This window comes from Streptomyces sp. NPDC048257, assembly GCF_043201855.1.
GTDB lineage: Bacteria > Actinomycetota > Actinomycetes > Streptomycetales > Streptomycetaceae > Streptomyces.
In genome coordinates this window covers 404,009-416,593 of sequence record NZ_JBICZI010000001.1, presented here as the reverse complement: position 1 = coordinate 416,593, position 12,585 = coordinate 404,009, and the positions used below count along the sequence as shown (strand labels likewise).

Sequence of the window (12,585 nt, the reverse complement as noted above, 5' to 3'; positions counted from 1 at the left end):
CGCGGAGGCGGATCCAACTGCCGTACGCACGCGGGCTGGGACGCCGGCCTGGGCGGGGGCGTGGCCGTCTGCGGATCGTGATCCACGGGGCCGGGCCCTCAAGGGGACGCGGGTGCCCGGTCGCCACGGGACGCCCGCGCGCCCGCCGGTACGGGACGGCCCGGACGCAGCCCCGCGGCCAGCCCCACGATCACCACCAGCAGCCCCAGCCACACCGCCGGCCCCGGCACCCCGCCGCCCGTGAGCACCCCCGCACCGGCCGCGGCCAGGGGCGCCACCCCGGTCAGCAGCCCGGCGCGGCCCGCGCCCACGGCGGCCACCGTGCGGTACCAGAGCAGGAAGGCCACCGCCGTCACCAGCACGGCGAGATATCCGGCGGCCGCCCACTGGGCCGGCTCCAGCGAGACCACCTCGGCCGGGCTCTCGAAGACGACCGTGAGTCCCGCGAGCATCAGCGCCCCCAGCCATACGGCGTGCACGGACACCCCCCACGGGCCGTGCCGGCGCAGCACCGGCACCGCGAGCAGGGTGAACCCCGCCTCGCAGCCCAGCGCGAGCGCCGCCCAGGCCACCCCGGCGGCGTCCGTCCGGCCCGTCCCCTCGACCAGTACCGCCCCGGCCACCACGACCGGAGCCGCCACCAGCACCCGACGGCTGGGCCGCCGCCCCTCGAGGAAGGGGCCGATCAGACCCAGCAGAATCGGTACGGACGCCACCGCCACGGCGATGACCGCCGGTTCGGCATGAGCCACCCCGCGGACCACGGCCACGTTGAAGAGCACCAGCCCGGTCGCCGCGATCCCCGCCAGCCACAGCCACTCCCGGCCGCGCGGCCGGAGGACCGGCACCCGGGCGGCGCGGGCCAGGGCGAACAGCAGCAGCGCGGCGGCCGCGTACCGGACGGCCTGGGTGGCGAACAGCGGGGCGTCGACGAGCGCCCGCGAGACCGTGACACTGCTGCCGACCAGTGCCATTCCGGCGATACCCGGCACCAGGTCGCGCACGGAGGTGGAGGGGGAAGGAGCAGGAGGGGGAGTGCGGTCTGTCTGCATGAGATCCAGCCTGGCGGCACAATGGCCCCGTGAGCAGGTCCAATGAAGGCGTCATCAAGGGGTCCAAAAGCGCGAGCGGCTCGGACTTCCTCCAGCTCGACCTCGGCCAGGCGCCGCCGGGGGGCCGCACCGAGTGGCTCGCGGGCCGGCTCCGCGCCGCCATCGCCGACGGCACCCTCCCGGTCGGCAGCCGGCTCCCGGCCAGCCGCGTCCTCGCCGCCGAACTGCGCGTCTCCCGGGGGCTCGTCACCGAGGCCTACCAACGCCTCGCCGAGACCGGCCAGGTCAGCGGCCGGGGCCGGGCCGGCACCGTGGTCGTCGCCGCACCGCCGACGGTGGCCGCGGCCTCCCCGGACCCCGCCCGGGCACCGGCGCGCGGCGGGCTGGTGGACGCGCTGCGCGCCGTACCGTGCCGGATCGACCTCTCGCCCGGAGTTCCCGACCTGACCGCCTTCCCGCGCACAGCCTGGCTGCAGGCCGAACGCCGGGTGCTGGCCGCGCTCACCCCGGCCGACTTCGGCTACGGCAACCCCCAGGGCGCCCCTGCACTGCGCGAGGCCGTCGTCGGCTGGCTGGCCCGGAACCGGGGGATCCGCGCCGACCCCGACGAGGTGGTCGTCGTCGCGGGCGTCGCCCAGGCGCTCGGGCTGCTGGCGCACGTCCTGCGGGAGGAGGGGGTGCACCGGGTCGCGGTCGAGGACCCCGGCTCGCTCGGGGCCCGGCAGCAACTGGAGTACGGGCGGCTGGAGACGGTTCCCGTACGGGTGGACCAGGCCGGGCTGGACGTGACCGAGCTCCGGGCGAGCGGGGCCGGGGCCGTCCTGCTGACCCCGGCACACCAGTTCCCGACCGGCGTCGTCCTCGACGGCGAGCGCCGCCGGGACCTCCTCGGCTGGGCGGCCGCCGGGGGACTGGTCATCGAGGACGACTACGACGCCGAACACCGCTACGACCGGGCCCCCGTCCCCGCCCTGCGCGCCCTGCTTCCGGAGGGCGTCTGCTATGCCGGCAGCGTGTCCAAACTCCTCGCCCCGGCCCTCCGCCTGGGCTGGCTGCTGGTCCCACCGCGCCTGCGCGACGCCGTGACCGCCGCCAAGCGCTACGCCGACCTCGGCAATCCGGTCCTCGCCCAGCTGGTCCTCGCCCGGCTGATGGACTCGGGCGAATTGGAGCGGCACCTGCGCTTCGTACGGCGCCGCCACCGCCGCCGCCGCGACGCCATGCTCCGGGCCGTCGGCGAACAGCTGCCCGGCGCCCGGGTGCACGGTGCGGCGGCCGGGCTCCACCTGATGGTCACCTTCGACGGCGCCGGTTTCCGGGACACGGACCTCGCCGCGGCGGCCCTGGCCCTGGGGGTGAAGACCCACCCGCTGTCCTGGCACCGCATCAGGCCCGGCCCGCCGGGCCTGATCCTCGGCTACGCCGCGGGGCCGGCCGGCGAGATCGAGGAAGGCATCGCCACCCTGGCCACGGCCCTGAAGGGTCTGTAAACCCGTCGGAAAGTTTTTCCGGAACGGCGGCAACCTCCCGGGGGGTCGCGCGTCGTGCGGGGGTGAAGGGTGCAGTCCCGCGCCCTCGACCCGACCGTGGAGAACCACCGTGAAGAACCTGAAGCGTGTCCCCCCGGCCTTCCGCCGCACGGCCGTCACCGCTGCCGCTGCCGGGGTGGCCGTCGCCCTCGCCGGTCCGGCCTTCGCCGCGAGCGGCAGCTCGGCCGCGCCCTCCCCGTCGGTCAGCGTGCCCGCCAGTGCCTCGCCCACCGCGGGCGGGGCCAGGCCCTCCCCGTCCGTGAGCACCCCGCCGAGCGCAGGATCGGACACCAGGAGCGCGACCCCCAGCGCCGCGCCCAGCGCCAGCCCGACGGCCCCGGGGTCGGACGCCAGGCCCAGCGCGTCCCCCTCCGAGCCCACCGCCGCACCCGGCGCGGCCGAGCTCGCGCATACTGGCTCCTCGGCGACCACCATCGCCATGGGGGCGGGGGCCACCGGCCTGGTCCTCGCCGGCGCCGGAGCCCTGTACGCCGTGCGGCGCCGCGCGAACAGCTGAGGAATCCCGTGCTCCCACTCGCACCACCCGTCGGCTCCCTCACGCCCGGCTTCGGCCGGGCGTGGCGGGGCCTTTGGTCGTTGCTGCGCCGAGAGCGTTCCGCCCCGCCCGTTCCCCCGCGGTCACACGGAACCGCGTACGGAGCCTCGTACGGGCCCTCGTACGGGCCCTCGTACGCGTACGAGGGCCACACGGGTCCAGGCGATCCGCGGCCGCCCACCGTCACCGAGCTCTACCACGCCCACCGGCTGCGGATGGTCCGGCTGGCGGTGCTGCTCGTCGACGACCTCGCCACCGCCGAGGACGTGGTCCAGGACGCCTTCACCGCCCTGTACCGGCGGCACGGGGAGCAGATCACCGAGGTCGACAACGCGCTGGGCTATCTGCGCACCGCGGTGGTCAACACCTCGCGGTCCGTACTGCGCCGCAGGCGCACCGTCCGGGCCTGGACCCCGCCGGTGGCGCCCGACATACCCTCCGCCGAGGACCACGTGGTCCTGGACGAGGCGCACCGCGAGGTGCTCGCCGCGCTCGGCCGGCTCACACCGCGCCGCCGGCAGGTCCTGGTGCTGCGGTACTGGGCCGACCTGAGCGAGGCGGAGATCGCGACCACCCTCGGGATCAGCCGGGGAGCGGTGAAGTCCAACGCGAGCCGCGGCCTGGACGCCCTGGAGCGGATTCTGGAGGGACGGATATGACGCGTGACGGGGAACGTCTCGCCGAGCGTCCCGTCGAGCGCCGGCTGCGCCAGGCCCTCGACGCACGCGCGGACAGCATCGACATCCGGGGGCTGCGGCCCGCGGAGCCGCCGGGACCGCACGGGGGACGGCTGCACATGGCCGGGCTGCGGCGGTTCGCGCTGCCGCTGGCGGGCCTGGCCGCGGCCGCGGCGGCCGGGGTCGGTTACCTGCTGCTGGCTCCGGAGCCGGCGCCCGGCCCGGGGCTGCCGGCCACCCCGCCGAGGATCACGGCGCCCGGCCCGTCCTCGCAGGACCCGGCGTCACCCACCCCGCGGCCGTCCGGATCCGGGCAGCGCACTCCGGGCGTGGATTCCTCGGGGAGCCCGTCGGCTTCGTCGCCGACCGGAAGGTCGGTGAGCCCGTCGGCCCCGAGCTCGCCCAGCGCGTCGGGCTCGGCGCCGCCGTCGGCGAGCCCGTCCGCCCGCGGGGAGGCGCCGTGACCTCCTCATCGCCGCCGAGCTCCACCCCCGGGCACGGGGCGTTCAGCCCCGCAGGTTTTCCACCGCCGTGACCAGCGGGGCGAGTTCCGGTCGGCGCGAGGCCTCGTCGAGGGCCTCGCGCAGGGCGGTGTCGTTGGTGGGGCGGGCCGCGGCCAGCAGAGCCAGGCCCGCCTCGCTCACGTCGGTGTAGATGCCCCGCCGGTCGGTGTCGCAGATGTAGCGGTTCAGCAGGCCGCGGTCCTCCAGCCTGCTGACCAGCCGGGTCGTCGCGCTCTGACTGAGGACCACCGAATCGGCGACCTGGTGCATCCGCAGGTGCCCGCCCGGCCCGTCGTGCTGGCGGCTGAGGACGTCGAGCAGCGAGTACTCGCGCACGCTGAGGCCGTGACCGTCCTGCAGGGCCCGTTCGATGTGCGCCTCGATCCGCCCGTGCAGGAGCGAGAGGGCGCACCAGCCCTGGGAGAGGGCGGTGAGCGCGCTGTCCGTGGCCGTCATGGGCTCCTCCGTCGAAGCGTCCCGGGCTGGGGTGTGTACCCCTCAGGATAGTCCACACGCGCAATAGCCCGCGCTTGCAAATATCCCGCGTCTGCAATTAATGTGGACGCATGCAAACGGCGACCGCAATCAACTGTCGGCCACCACCGCGCACCCGCCGTCGCCTCCGGACCCGCACCACCCCCTCCCCTGAAGGACACCTCCCCCCATGCCTCTCGCACTCCTCGCCCTCGCCGTCGGGGCCTTCGGGATCGGCACCACCGAATTCGTGATCATGGGCCTGCTGCCCGAGGTCGCCGGCACGTACGGGGTCTCGATCCCCACCGCGGGCTTCCTGGTCACCGGCTACGCCCTCGGCGTCGTCCTCGGCGCGCCGCTGATGACCGTGCTCGGCACCCGCATTCCCCGCAAGCGCATGCTGATGCTGCTCATGGGCCTCTTCATCGCGGGCAACGTGCTCTCCGCCCTGGCCCCCGCCTTCGGCGTCATGCTCGCCGGCCGCGTCGTCGCCTCACTCGCCCACGGCGCCTTCTTCGGCATCGGCGCGGTCGTCGCCGCCGAACTCGTCGCCCCCGAGAAGAAGGCCGGCGCGATCGCCATGATGTTCACCGGCCTGACCGTCGCCAATGTCGTCGGCGTCCCGCTCGGCACCCTCGTCGGACAGACCCTGGGCTGGCGCGTCACCTTCCTGATCGTCGCGGCGCTCGGTGTCGCCGGCCTGGTCGGCATCGCCCGGCTGGTCCCCGAGCTGCCCCGCCCCGAAGGAGGCGTACGGATCCGCCGCGAGCTCGCCGCCTTCCGCAACGTGCAGGTGCTGCTCGCGATGGCGATGACCGTCCTCGGCTTCGGCGGCGTCTTCGCCGCGATCACCTACATCACCCCGATGATGACCAACGTCGCCGGCTTCGCCGACTCCTCCGTCACCTGGCTCCTCGTCCTCTTCGGCCTGGGCATGGTCGCCGGCAACCTCATCGGCGGCCGGTACGCCGACCGCGCGCTCATGCCGATGCTGTACGTGGCCCTGGGCGCCCTGGCCGTCACGCTCGCCGTCTTCACCCTCACCGCCCACACCAAGGCCGGCGCCGCCGTCACCGTCGTACTGATCGGCGCCCTCGGCTTCGCCACCGTGCCGCCGCTCCAGAAGCGCGTCCTCGACCAGGCCGCAGGGGCCCCCACCCTGGCCTCGGCCGTCAACATCGGTGCCTTCAACCTCGGCAACGCCCTGGCCGCCTGGCTCGGCGGGCTCGTGATCACCGCCGGCCTGGGCTGGACCGCCCCCAACTGGGTCGGCGCAGCGCTGGCCGCCTCCGCCCTGGCGCTCGCCCTCGTCTCCGGTGCACTGGAACGCCGTACGACGGGCCGCGCCGCTCCCGCCGACCGCGGCACGGTCATGGAGGCCGGAGCCCCCGAGGCGTCCACGGCCGTCCCCGCCCACCACTGACCCGGCCCCTTCCCCCGTAAGCCCCCCCCGCAAGGAGAAGCACCGCATGTCCACCCCCACCCGCACCGCCGTCACCCCCCTGACCACCGAGGACGCCGAACTGCTCGTCGCCACCGCCACGGCCGCAGCCGAAGCGGCCGGGGTCACCGTCAGCGTCACCGTCCTCGACGCCGGCGGTCACCTGCTGGCCTTCCGCCGCGACGACCGCGCCGTGCTGATCTCCGGCGAGACCAGCATCCGCAAGGCCTACACGGCCCTCCAGCTGAACGCGCCCACCGCCGACCTCGTCGACGCCGTCCGGCCCGACGGCCCCTTCCACACGCTGCCCACGGCCCTCGACCGGCCGCTGCTCTTCATCGCGGGCGGCCTGCCCGTCCACCGCGACGGCCGTCTCGTCGGCGCCGTCGGCGTCGGCGGCGGCGCCCCCGACCAGGACCACGGCCTCGCCGCCGCCGCGCGGAACGCCCTGGTCTGAGGCCGCCGGGTAGCGCGCCGGTGTCCCCCGTGCCACGTTGGTACGGGGGACACGGGCACATGATGAGCGCACCGAGGCGGCACAGGAGGGTCCACGTCATCGCGACGGCAGTGGTCGCCGCGCTGGTCACCCTTGCCCTCCCGGGCTGCACGGCCTCCTCCGACGAGGCGCGCGCCCCGGGCACCCCGGACTCCTCCGCCGGCGCCGCCACGACGACGGCAGCCCCGGCCGAGGCCGCCCCCACGCCCACCCCGTCCTACCCCCTGTCCACCGCCCCGCGCACCATCCCGGCGGTACGGGAGCACGTGCCCGCCCGCGGTCCCGGCTGGAAACCCACCCCCGAGGCCCGCGTGGTCGTCGCACCGGACGACACCGCCGCACTGTCCGACGAGGCCAAGCTGCTCGCCGGTGAACTGCGCATCGGATACGGGGAGTCGGCGGCCCCGCGGGCGGGTGACGTGCAGCTGTCCCTGGACGCCGGGGCCGCGGGAGGACCCGAGTCGTACACCCTCGACGTCAAGGACGGCCGCGTCCGCATCAACGGACCCGGCCAGGCCGGCGTCTTCTACGGCACCCGCACCCTCAAGCAGGCGGTGAAGAGCGGAGGTTCGGCCCCCGAGGGAACCGTGCGCGACGCTCCCGCCAAACCGCAGCGCGGCCTCAACCTCGACATAGCCCGCAAGCACTTCACCCCCGACTGGATCGAGGACCGGCTGCGCGAGATGGCCGATCTCAAGCTCAACCAGCTCGGCCTGCACTTCTCCGACGACCAGGCCTTCCGCATCCAGTCCGACACGCACCCCGAGATCGTCTCCACCCCGCACCTCACCAAGGCCCAGGTCCGCGAGATCAACGCGCTCGCCGCCCGGCTGCACATCACGGTGGTCCCCGAAATCGACTCGCCCGGCCACCTCGGCGCGGTACTGCGCGCCCACCCCGACCTCCAGCTCCGCGACACCCAGGGGCGGGCGGTCAAGGGCGCGGTCGACATATCGAACCCGGCGTCCGCCAAGCTCGTGGACGAGTTGCTGCGCGAGTACGTCCCGCTGTTCCCCGGCGGAGCCTGGCACCTGGGCGCCGACGAGTACCAGGCGCTGGTCTACCGCGACCCGCAGGCCTCCTTCCATCAGCTCGCGCGAGCCGCCCAGCAGCGCTACGGGCCCTCGGCGCGGGTCCAGGACCTGGCGACGGGCTGGCTGAACGACCGCGCGGACGTGGTCCGGCCGTCGGGGAAGGCGCTCAAGGCGTGGAACGACGGGTTCTTCGCGGGCGGCGTGACGAACGCGGCCAAGGACATCCAGGTCGAGTACTGGACCGGCAAGGAGACGGGCGCCCGGCCGCCGCTGGAGTACCTCCGCGAGGGCCGCAAGCTCGTCAACCTCAACGACGAGTTCCTCTACTACGTGCTGGGGGAGCCCAACCAGTTCACGTACCCCACCGGGAAGCGGATCTACGAACAGTGGACGCCGCTCGTCCTGCGCGGCACGACCCCCGTGCCGGCCTCGTACGGGCCGCAGATCCTGGGCGGGCGCCTCGCCGTCTGGGCCGACCTGTCCGGCGCCCAGACCCAGGCGCAGGTCGCGCAGGGCATCCAGGGCCCGCTGGCCGCGCTCTCCCAGAAGGTGTGGGACTCCCGCGCGCCCCAGCTGCCCTGGGCCGACTTCAAGGCCCTCGCCGACCGGCTCTGAGCGACCGGGGCACCGGATGGCGGTGAGGCCGGCAGCCGCGGTCCTACGGGTGCCCGGTACGGTCGCGCCGCTGCCAGCGCCGCCGGAGCCACTGCCCGATCAGCGGCAGCGCCAGGACGGCCGTCACCGTCCACACGGCGGCGAAGCCCCAGAGCAGCAGCCGGGAGGTGGTGGCGGAGGCGGCGACGAACAGCGCCACCGCCACCGCACCGAGCAGCCAGGCCGCCACGGTGCGGTGCCGCCGGTGCGAGGTGGACCGCAGGATCCGGTCGAGGGAACGGTCACCCTTGAGTTCGGCCTCGATCGCGGAGAGGGCGCGCTGCTCGCGATCCGAGAGTCCGGCTCCGTCCATCACGACGTACCTCCGTCGGCTGCTGCTGCCGTCGGGCGCGGAACGCAGCCTCTGGCCTGCGAATACCCGGCCTGACGCGGCCCAACCCCCGGAGGGACGCCGTGACTGCGGCCCGCGGTCACCAGATGGAGCTGACCCACTCCGGGTGGTCGACGAACGGGTTGCGGTTGTGCTGGTACTGGTCGAATATGACCTGGTTCCGGCGCTGCTCGAAGGCGTCCGGCGGGTCCATCTGGTTCCACTGCTTCAGCAGGCTGATCCGGCCCATCGCGGGAGCCGAACCGTTGTTGACCGTGTCGTTCATCTCCAGGTTGGCGAAGCCGTCACCACCGTCGTAGCGGACGGCCATGTACAGCAGCATCCGCGCCACGTCGCCCTTGACCGCGTCGCGCGGCTCGAAGGAGTCGCCGTCGGTCAGGCTGCCCGGGGCCTCGCTGACGGGGCTGCCGCCCTTGTCGAAGTCCTTGTTGCCCCGGGTGCTGTTGACGGTGACGTCCTCGGGGCGCAGGTGGTGCAGGTCGGTGCCCGGGCCGGTGGCGGTGCCGAAGTCGCCGTGGCTCTTTGCCCAGACGTGCTCGCGGTTCCAGTCGTTGGCCCCGCCGCCGTTCGTCGCCTTGGACTGGGAGCGGCCGGAGTAGAGCAGGATGACGTTGTTGGGGTTCGCCGGGTCCTGGTCGGTCACCTTCAGGGCGTTCCACACGCCGTCGTAGGTCACCTTGGACTGGGTCTTGATGATGTCGTGCAGGGCCGTCTTCAGCGCGGGCCCGGTCTTGCCCTGGGCGTCCGCGTAGTAGTCGGCGTACGGGTCCACGGCGGTGGTCGCCGGGTTCCGGGGAGCTGCCGTTCGCTGCTGGCCGGCGGACGCGGCCGCCGGTACGGCGAACAGGGCGGCGGCGGCGAGGCCGGCGGCCGCCCAGGGGGTCAGGTGCGAGATTCTCATCTGGTGGGGGGTACCTCTCCATACGCACCGTCCCCGCCCGGGGAATTGGCGGAGTGTCAGTGGCAGAGCGAGGGTCACATTGTCATGTGCCGAACAGGTGAAAACCATGTGTCGGGAGTGGGGGATCTTCGTGTGTGCCGGCCATCCGCCGCGGGCAGGGTAGCCGTGGCCCCCGGCGGGGCCCGACCGACCATGACCAGCCCTATCGGGAGCAGCCCATGGCAGTGAAGATCCTCATCGTGACCGGCGACGCGGCCGAGTCGCTGGAGGTCCTGTATCCGTACCAGCGCCTGCGCGAGGAGGGGTACGAGGTGCACATCGCGGCGCCGCAGGTCAAGAAACTGCGGTTCGTGGTCCATGACTTCGAGGACGGCTTCGACACCTACACCGAGAAGCCCGGCTACACCTGGCCCGCCGATCTGGCCTTCGTGGACGTGGTCACCGAGGACTACGCGGCCCTGGTCGTCCCGGGTGGCCGGGCGCCGGAATACCTGCGCAACGACCCCGAGGTCCGCCGTATCCTGGCCGCCTTCGCGGAGGCCGACAAGCCGATCGCCCAGATCTGCCACGGCCCGCTCATCACCGCCGCGGCCGGGGGCCTGACCGGCCGCCGGGTGACGGCGTACCCGGCGCTGGAGCTGGACATGAAGGCGGCCGGGGCCGAGTTCGAGGACTCCGAGACCGTGGTCGACGGCACGCTGGTCTCGGCCAGGGCCTGGCCCGACCACTCGCGCTGGATGCGGGAGTTCCTGACCGTGCTGCGCAGCAAGGCCCCGGTGGTCTGAGCGCGAGCAGCACACGGGCGGCCGTGGACCCCGTATCCGGGGAGCACGGCCGTCGGGTCGTGTCGGCGGAGGCCGATTTCAAGCCAGGCGGACAGCCGGCCAGGCGGGCAGCCGGGCGGGCGGGCAGCCGGGCGGGCAACCCGTCAGCCGGCCGGGCGCCGGCGCCTCGGCGGTCGCGTCAGCTGCCGGCGGTGACCGCCGGAGCCGGCTCGTACTTGTAGTTCGGCCCGAAGTTCTTCTTCACGGCCGTCTCCCAGCTGCCGTCGGCGACCATCTTCTTCAGCGCGTCGTTGATCTTGCGCTGGAGCTCCTTGTCGCCCTTCTTGAGGCCGATGCCGTAGTTCTCGTTGCTCAGGTTCTGGCCGAGCAGCTTGAACTTGCCCTCGTTGCCCTTCCGGGCCGCGTACCCGGCAAGGATGGAGTTGTCGGTGGTCATGGCGTCGACCCGGCTCTCCTGGAGGGCGACGACGCAGTCCGAGTAGCCGCCGAGTTCCAGCAGGCCCGCCTTGGGGGCGAGGTTCTTGCGGAGGTTCTCGGCCGAGGTGGAGCCGGTCACCGAGCACAGGCTCTTCGCGTTGAGGTCCTCGGGCTTGTTGATCGAGGCGTCGTCGGCGCGGGTCATCAGGTCCTGGTGCGCGACGAAGTACGGGCCGGCGAAGTCGACCTTCTCCTTGCGCTTCTCGTTGATCGAGTAGCTGGCGACGACGAACTTGACCTCGTTGTACTGGATCAGCAGCTCGCGGTCGTTGCTGTAGACCTGCTTGAATTCGATCTTGTTCGGCTTGTAGCCGAGCTCCTTGGCCACGTAGGTGGCGACGTCCACGTCGAAACCGGTGAAGGTGCCGTCGGTCTCCCGCATGCCGATGCCGGGCTGGTCGAACTTGATGCCGACGGAAAGCGTCCCCTGGTCCTCTTCGTCACCGACGCACCCGGAGGCGGTCAGGGCGATTGCGATCACTGCGGCGACCGCACCGGCCTGGGGAACCTTCATGCTGCACTCTTTCCTGAGGAAACGCGGGGACGCGCCACCGGGATCGCCGGAGGCGTGGGGAACCGCGCGAATACGGGGGACGTGGGGACACGTGTACGAGGAAGCTAGGAAGAGGACGGGCGCAGCGTCACTAGATTTGAGCAAAACTTGAGGATAACAATCCGGTTCTGCCGCAGATCCTTCGGCCGAACCGTGTGGCGCGCGGGAGGAAGGGGCGCCACCCTGCGGCGCCTCGGTGGAACCCCCCGGCTCCCGGGCAGGTCACGCCGCTCATGGACGCACCTTAAGCCGGGCCGTGCCGTGCCGGCCCGCGCCGCCGGGGCGGGGCAGGGGCGGCGCCTCGGCGGAATCGGCCGAACTGGCCGGAAACGCACGATCGTTCGGGGCGGGCCGGGGGGCTCGTGGGATCATGAACGGGCAATGCCCGTGAACGAAGGGGGAGTTCGGTGACCGGTGTACGCAAGGGCCTGGCCAAGGTGGAGTTCGCGCTGCGATGGGACCCCAGCCCCGCCGGCACGCCCGCGAACGACCTCGACATCGTCGCCGCGGTCTACGGCGCCGCGGACCCGCACGGGACGCCCGTCCAGCTGGTGCACTTCGGCAGCCGGTCGCCCGACGGGACCATCTCCCTGAACCGGGACAGCCACACCGGCCAGGGCTTCGGCTTCGACGAGGTGATGACCATCGAGCTGCACCGGATGGCGCCGGAGTCGAGCCGGGTCGTGGTCGGCGTGGTCATCCAGAACGCCGACCCGGGCCGCGCCAAGACCTTCGCCGGTATCGGCGGTACCGGTTTCCGGATCCGCGAGGGTCACACCGACCTCGCCGAGGGCGACTTCTCGGCCGTGGCCACCGCCACCGCGGCCATCGTCGCCGAGTTCACCCGCGACGCGTCGGGCGCCTGGTCCTTCGAGCTGCGGCTGCACGGGTCCGATGCCGACCCGGAGGAATTCGCCCGGACCATGGGCGCCCTCCGCTGAGGCCGGGCGCCCGGGTGGAGGTGGAGCCGCTCAGATCGGGGGGGGGGGCCCCCGCGGGGGGGGGGGGGCCCCCCCCGCGGGGGGGGGCGGGCGCCCCCCCCCCCCCCAACCCCCCGGGGGGGGGCGCCGCCCGGGCGGCCGCACGGGGGCCCCCCCGGGC

14 protein-coding genes are annotated in these 12,585 nt (G+C 73.6%); 9 read left to right on the top strand and 5 right to left on the bottom strand.

Annotated elements, in window-relative coordinates; translation table 11 throughout:
• Positions 1 to 98 precede the first annotated feature (98 nt).
• On the bottom strand, positions 99 to 1,052 hold the full coding sequence (locus tag ACGFZK_RS02060) for a DMT family transporter (protein ID WP_393846879.1): 954 nt from the start codon (positions 1,050 to 1,052) through the stop codon (positions 99 to 101).
• Positions 1,053 to 1,081: 29 nt separating this feature from the next.
• Here ACGFZK_RS02060 and ACGFZK_RS02055 point away from each other — a divergent pair, with 29 nt between their 5' ends.
• The 4 genes from ACGFZK_RS02055 (at position 1,082) to ACGFZK_RS02040 (ending at position 4,278) form a co-directional block, all read left to right on the top strand.
• Positions 1,082 to 2,542: a PLP-dependent aminotransferase family protein gene (locus tag ACGFZK_RS02055; RefSeq protein ID WP_393846878.1), complete on the top strand. Its 1,461-nt coding sequence runs from the start codon at positions 1,082 to 1,084 to the stop codon at positions 2,540 to 2,542.
• 109 nt (positions 2,543 to 2,651) lie between these two features.
• Positions 2,652 to 3,098, top strand: coding sequence for an LPXTG cell wall anchor domain-containing protein (locus ACGFZK_RS02050; protein WP_393846877.1), 447 nt, complete (start codon positions 2,652 to 2,654; stop codon positions 3,096 to 3,098).
• 8 nt (positions 3,099 to 3,106) lie between these two features.
• Complete coding sequence (locus ACGFZK_RS02045) at positions 3,107 to 3,796, top strand: RNA polymerase sigma factor (protein ID WP_393846876.1); 690 nt, start codon at positions 3,107 to 3,109, stop codon at positions 3,794 to 3,796.
• Complete coding sequence (locus ACGFZK_RS02040) at positions 3,793 to 4,278, top strand: hypothetical protein (RefSeq protein WP_393846875.1); 486 nt, start codon at positions 3,793 to 3,795, stop codon at positions 4,276 to 4,278. Before ACGFZK_RS02045 ends, ACGFZK_RS02040 begins: the two co-directional genes overlap by 4 nt.
• Positions 4,279 to 4,320: 42 nt before the next feature.
• Here ACGFZK_RS02040 and ACGFZK_RS02035 read toward each other — a convergent pair whose 3' ends face one another.
• Complete coding sequence (locus tag ACGFZK_RS02035; RefSeq protein ID WP_393846874.1) at positions 4,321 to 4,773, bottom strand: MarR family winged helix-turn-helix transcriptional regulator; 453 nt, start codon at positions 4,771 to 4,773, stop codon at positions 4,321 to 4,323.
• 208 nt (positions 4,774 to 4,981) lie between these two features.
• On the opposite strand from ACGFZK_RS02035, the gene ACGFZK_RS02030 reads away from it, so the two are divergent.
• The 3 genes from ACGFZK_RS02030 (at position 4,982) to ACGFZK_RS02020 (ending at position 8,377) form a co-directional block, all read left to right on the top strand.
• Positions 4,982 to 6,214 (top strand): MFS transporter, encoded by a 1,233-nt coding sequence (locus ACGFZK_RS02030; RefSeq protein WP_393846873.1) that lies wholly within the window; start codon positions 4,982 to 4,984, stop codon positions 6,212 to 6,214.
• 46 nt (positions 6,215 to 6,260) lie between these two features.
• Positions 6,261 to 6,689 (top strand): heme-binding protein, encoded by a 429-nt coding sequence (locus ACGFZK_RS02025; RefSeq protein ID WP_393846872.1) that lies wholly within the window; start codon positions 6,261 to 6,263, stop codon positions 6,687 to 6,689.
• A gap of 62 nt (positions 6,690 to 6,751) precedes the next feature.
• Positions 6,752 to 8,377: a glycoside hydrolase family 20 protein gene (locus ACGFZK_RS02020; protein ID WP_393847260.1), complete on the top strand. Its 1,626-nt coding sequence runs from the start codon at positions 6,752 to 6,754 to the stop codon at positions 8,375 to 8,377.
• Between the two features lie 43 nt (positions 8,378 to 8,420).
• Here ACGFZK_RS02020 and ACGFZK_RS02015 read toward each other — a convergent pair whose 3' ends face one another.
• Together ACGFZK_RS02015 and ACGFZK_RS02010 are read right to left on the bottom strand one after the other, a co-directional pair.
• On the bottom strand, positions 8,421 to 8,729 hold the full coding sequence (locus tag ACGFZK_RS02015) for a DUF3040 domain-containing protein (protein WP_393846871.1): 309 nt from the start codon (positions 8,727 to 8,729) through the stop codon (positions 8,421 to 8,423).
• Positions 8,730 to 8,847: 118 nt separating this feature from the next.
• Complete coding sequence (locus ACGFZK_RS02010; protein WP_393846870.1) at positions 8,848 to 9,669, bottom strand: endonuclease I family protein; 822 nt, start codon at positions 9,667 to 9,669, stop codon at positions 8,848 to 8,850.
• A 218-nt stretch (positions 9,670 to 9,887) separates the two neighbouring features.
• On the opposite strand from ACGFZK_RS02010, the gene ACGFZK_RS02005 reads away from it, so the two are divergent.
• Positions 9,888 to 10,454: a DJ-1/PfpI family protein gene (locus ACGFZK_RS02005; protein WP_393846869.1), complete on the top strand. Its 567-nt coding sequence runs from the start codon at positions 9,888 to 9,890 to the stop codon at positions 10,452 to 10,454.
• 178 nt (positions 10,455 to 10,632) lie between these two features.
• Here ACGFZK_RS02005 and ACGFZK_RS02000 read toward each other — a convergent pair whose 3' ends face one another.
• Positions 10,633 to 11,445, bottom strand: a complete 813-nt coding sequence (locus tag ACGFZK_RS02000; protein ID WP_393846868.1) for a glutamate ABC transporter substrate-binding protein — start codon at positions 11,443 to 11,445, stop codon at positions 10,633 to 10,635.
• A 446-nt stretch (positions 11,446 to 11,891) separates the two neighbouring features.
• Here ACGFZK_RS02000 and ACGFZK_RS01995 point away from each other — a divergent pair, with 446 nt between their 5' ends.
• Positions 11,892 to 12,425, top strand: coding sequence for a TerD family protein (locus ACGFZK_RS01995; protein ID WP_393846867.1), 534 nt, complete (start codon positions 11,892 to 11,894; stop codon positions 12,423 to 12,425).
• Positions 12,426 to 12,585 lie beyond the last annotated feature (160 nt).

What these genes read in the sequence shown, in the direction of transcription:
- ACGFZK_RS02035 (WP_393846874.1), bottom strand. Translation starts at nt 4,773, where the DNA reads ATGACGGCCACGGACAGCGCGCTCACCGCCCTCTCCCAGGGCTGGTGC.
- ACGFZK_RS02000 (WP_393846868.1), bottom strand. Translation starts at nt 11,445, where the DNA reads ATGAAGGTTCCCCAGGCCGGTGCGGTCGCCGCAGTGATCGCAATCGCC.
- ACGFZK_RS02060 (WP_393846879.1), bottom strand. Translation starts at nt 1,052, where the DNA reads ATGCAGACAGACCGCACTCCCCCTCCTGCTCCTTCCCCCTCCACCTCC.
- ACGFZK_RS02005 (WP_393846869.1), top strand. Translation starts at nt 9,888, where the DNA reads ATGGCAGTGAAGATCCTCATCGTGACCGGCGACGCGGCCGAGTCGCTG.
- ACGFZK_RS02015 (WP_393846871.1), bottom strand. Translation starts at nt 8,729, where the DNA reads ATGGACGGAGCCGGACTCTCGGATCGCGAGCAGCGCGCCCTCTCCGCG.
- ACGFZK_RS02010 (WP_393846870.1), bottom strand. Translation starts at nt 9,669, where the DNA reads ATGAGAATCTCGCACCTGACCCCCTGGGCGGCCGCCGGCCTCGCCGCC.
- ACGFZK_RS02030 (WP_393846873.1), top strand. Translation starts at nt 4,982, where the DNA reads ATGCCTCTCGCACTCCTCGCCCTCGCCGTCGGGGCCTTCGGGATCGGC.
- ACGFZK_RS02040 (WP_393846875.1), top strand. Translation starts at nt 3,793, where the DNA reads ATGACGCGTGACGGGGAACGTCTCGCCGAGCGTCCCGTCGAGCGCCGG.
- ACGFZK_RS02025 (WP_393846872.1), top strand. Translation starts at nt 6,261, where the DNA reads ATGTCCACCCCCACCCGCACCGCCGTCACCCCCCTGACCACCGAGGAC.
- ACGFZK_RS02020 (WP_393847260.1), top strand. Translation starts at nt 6,752, where the DNA reads ATGAGCGCACCGAGGCGGCACAGGAGGGTCCACGTCATCGCGACGGCA.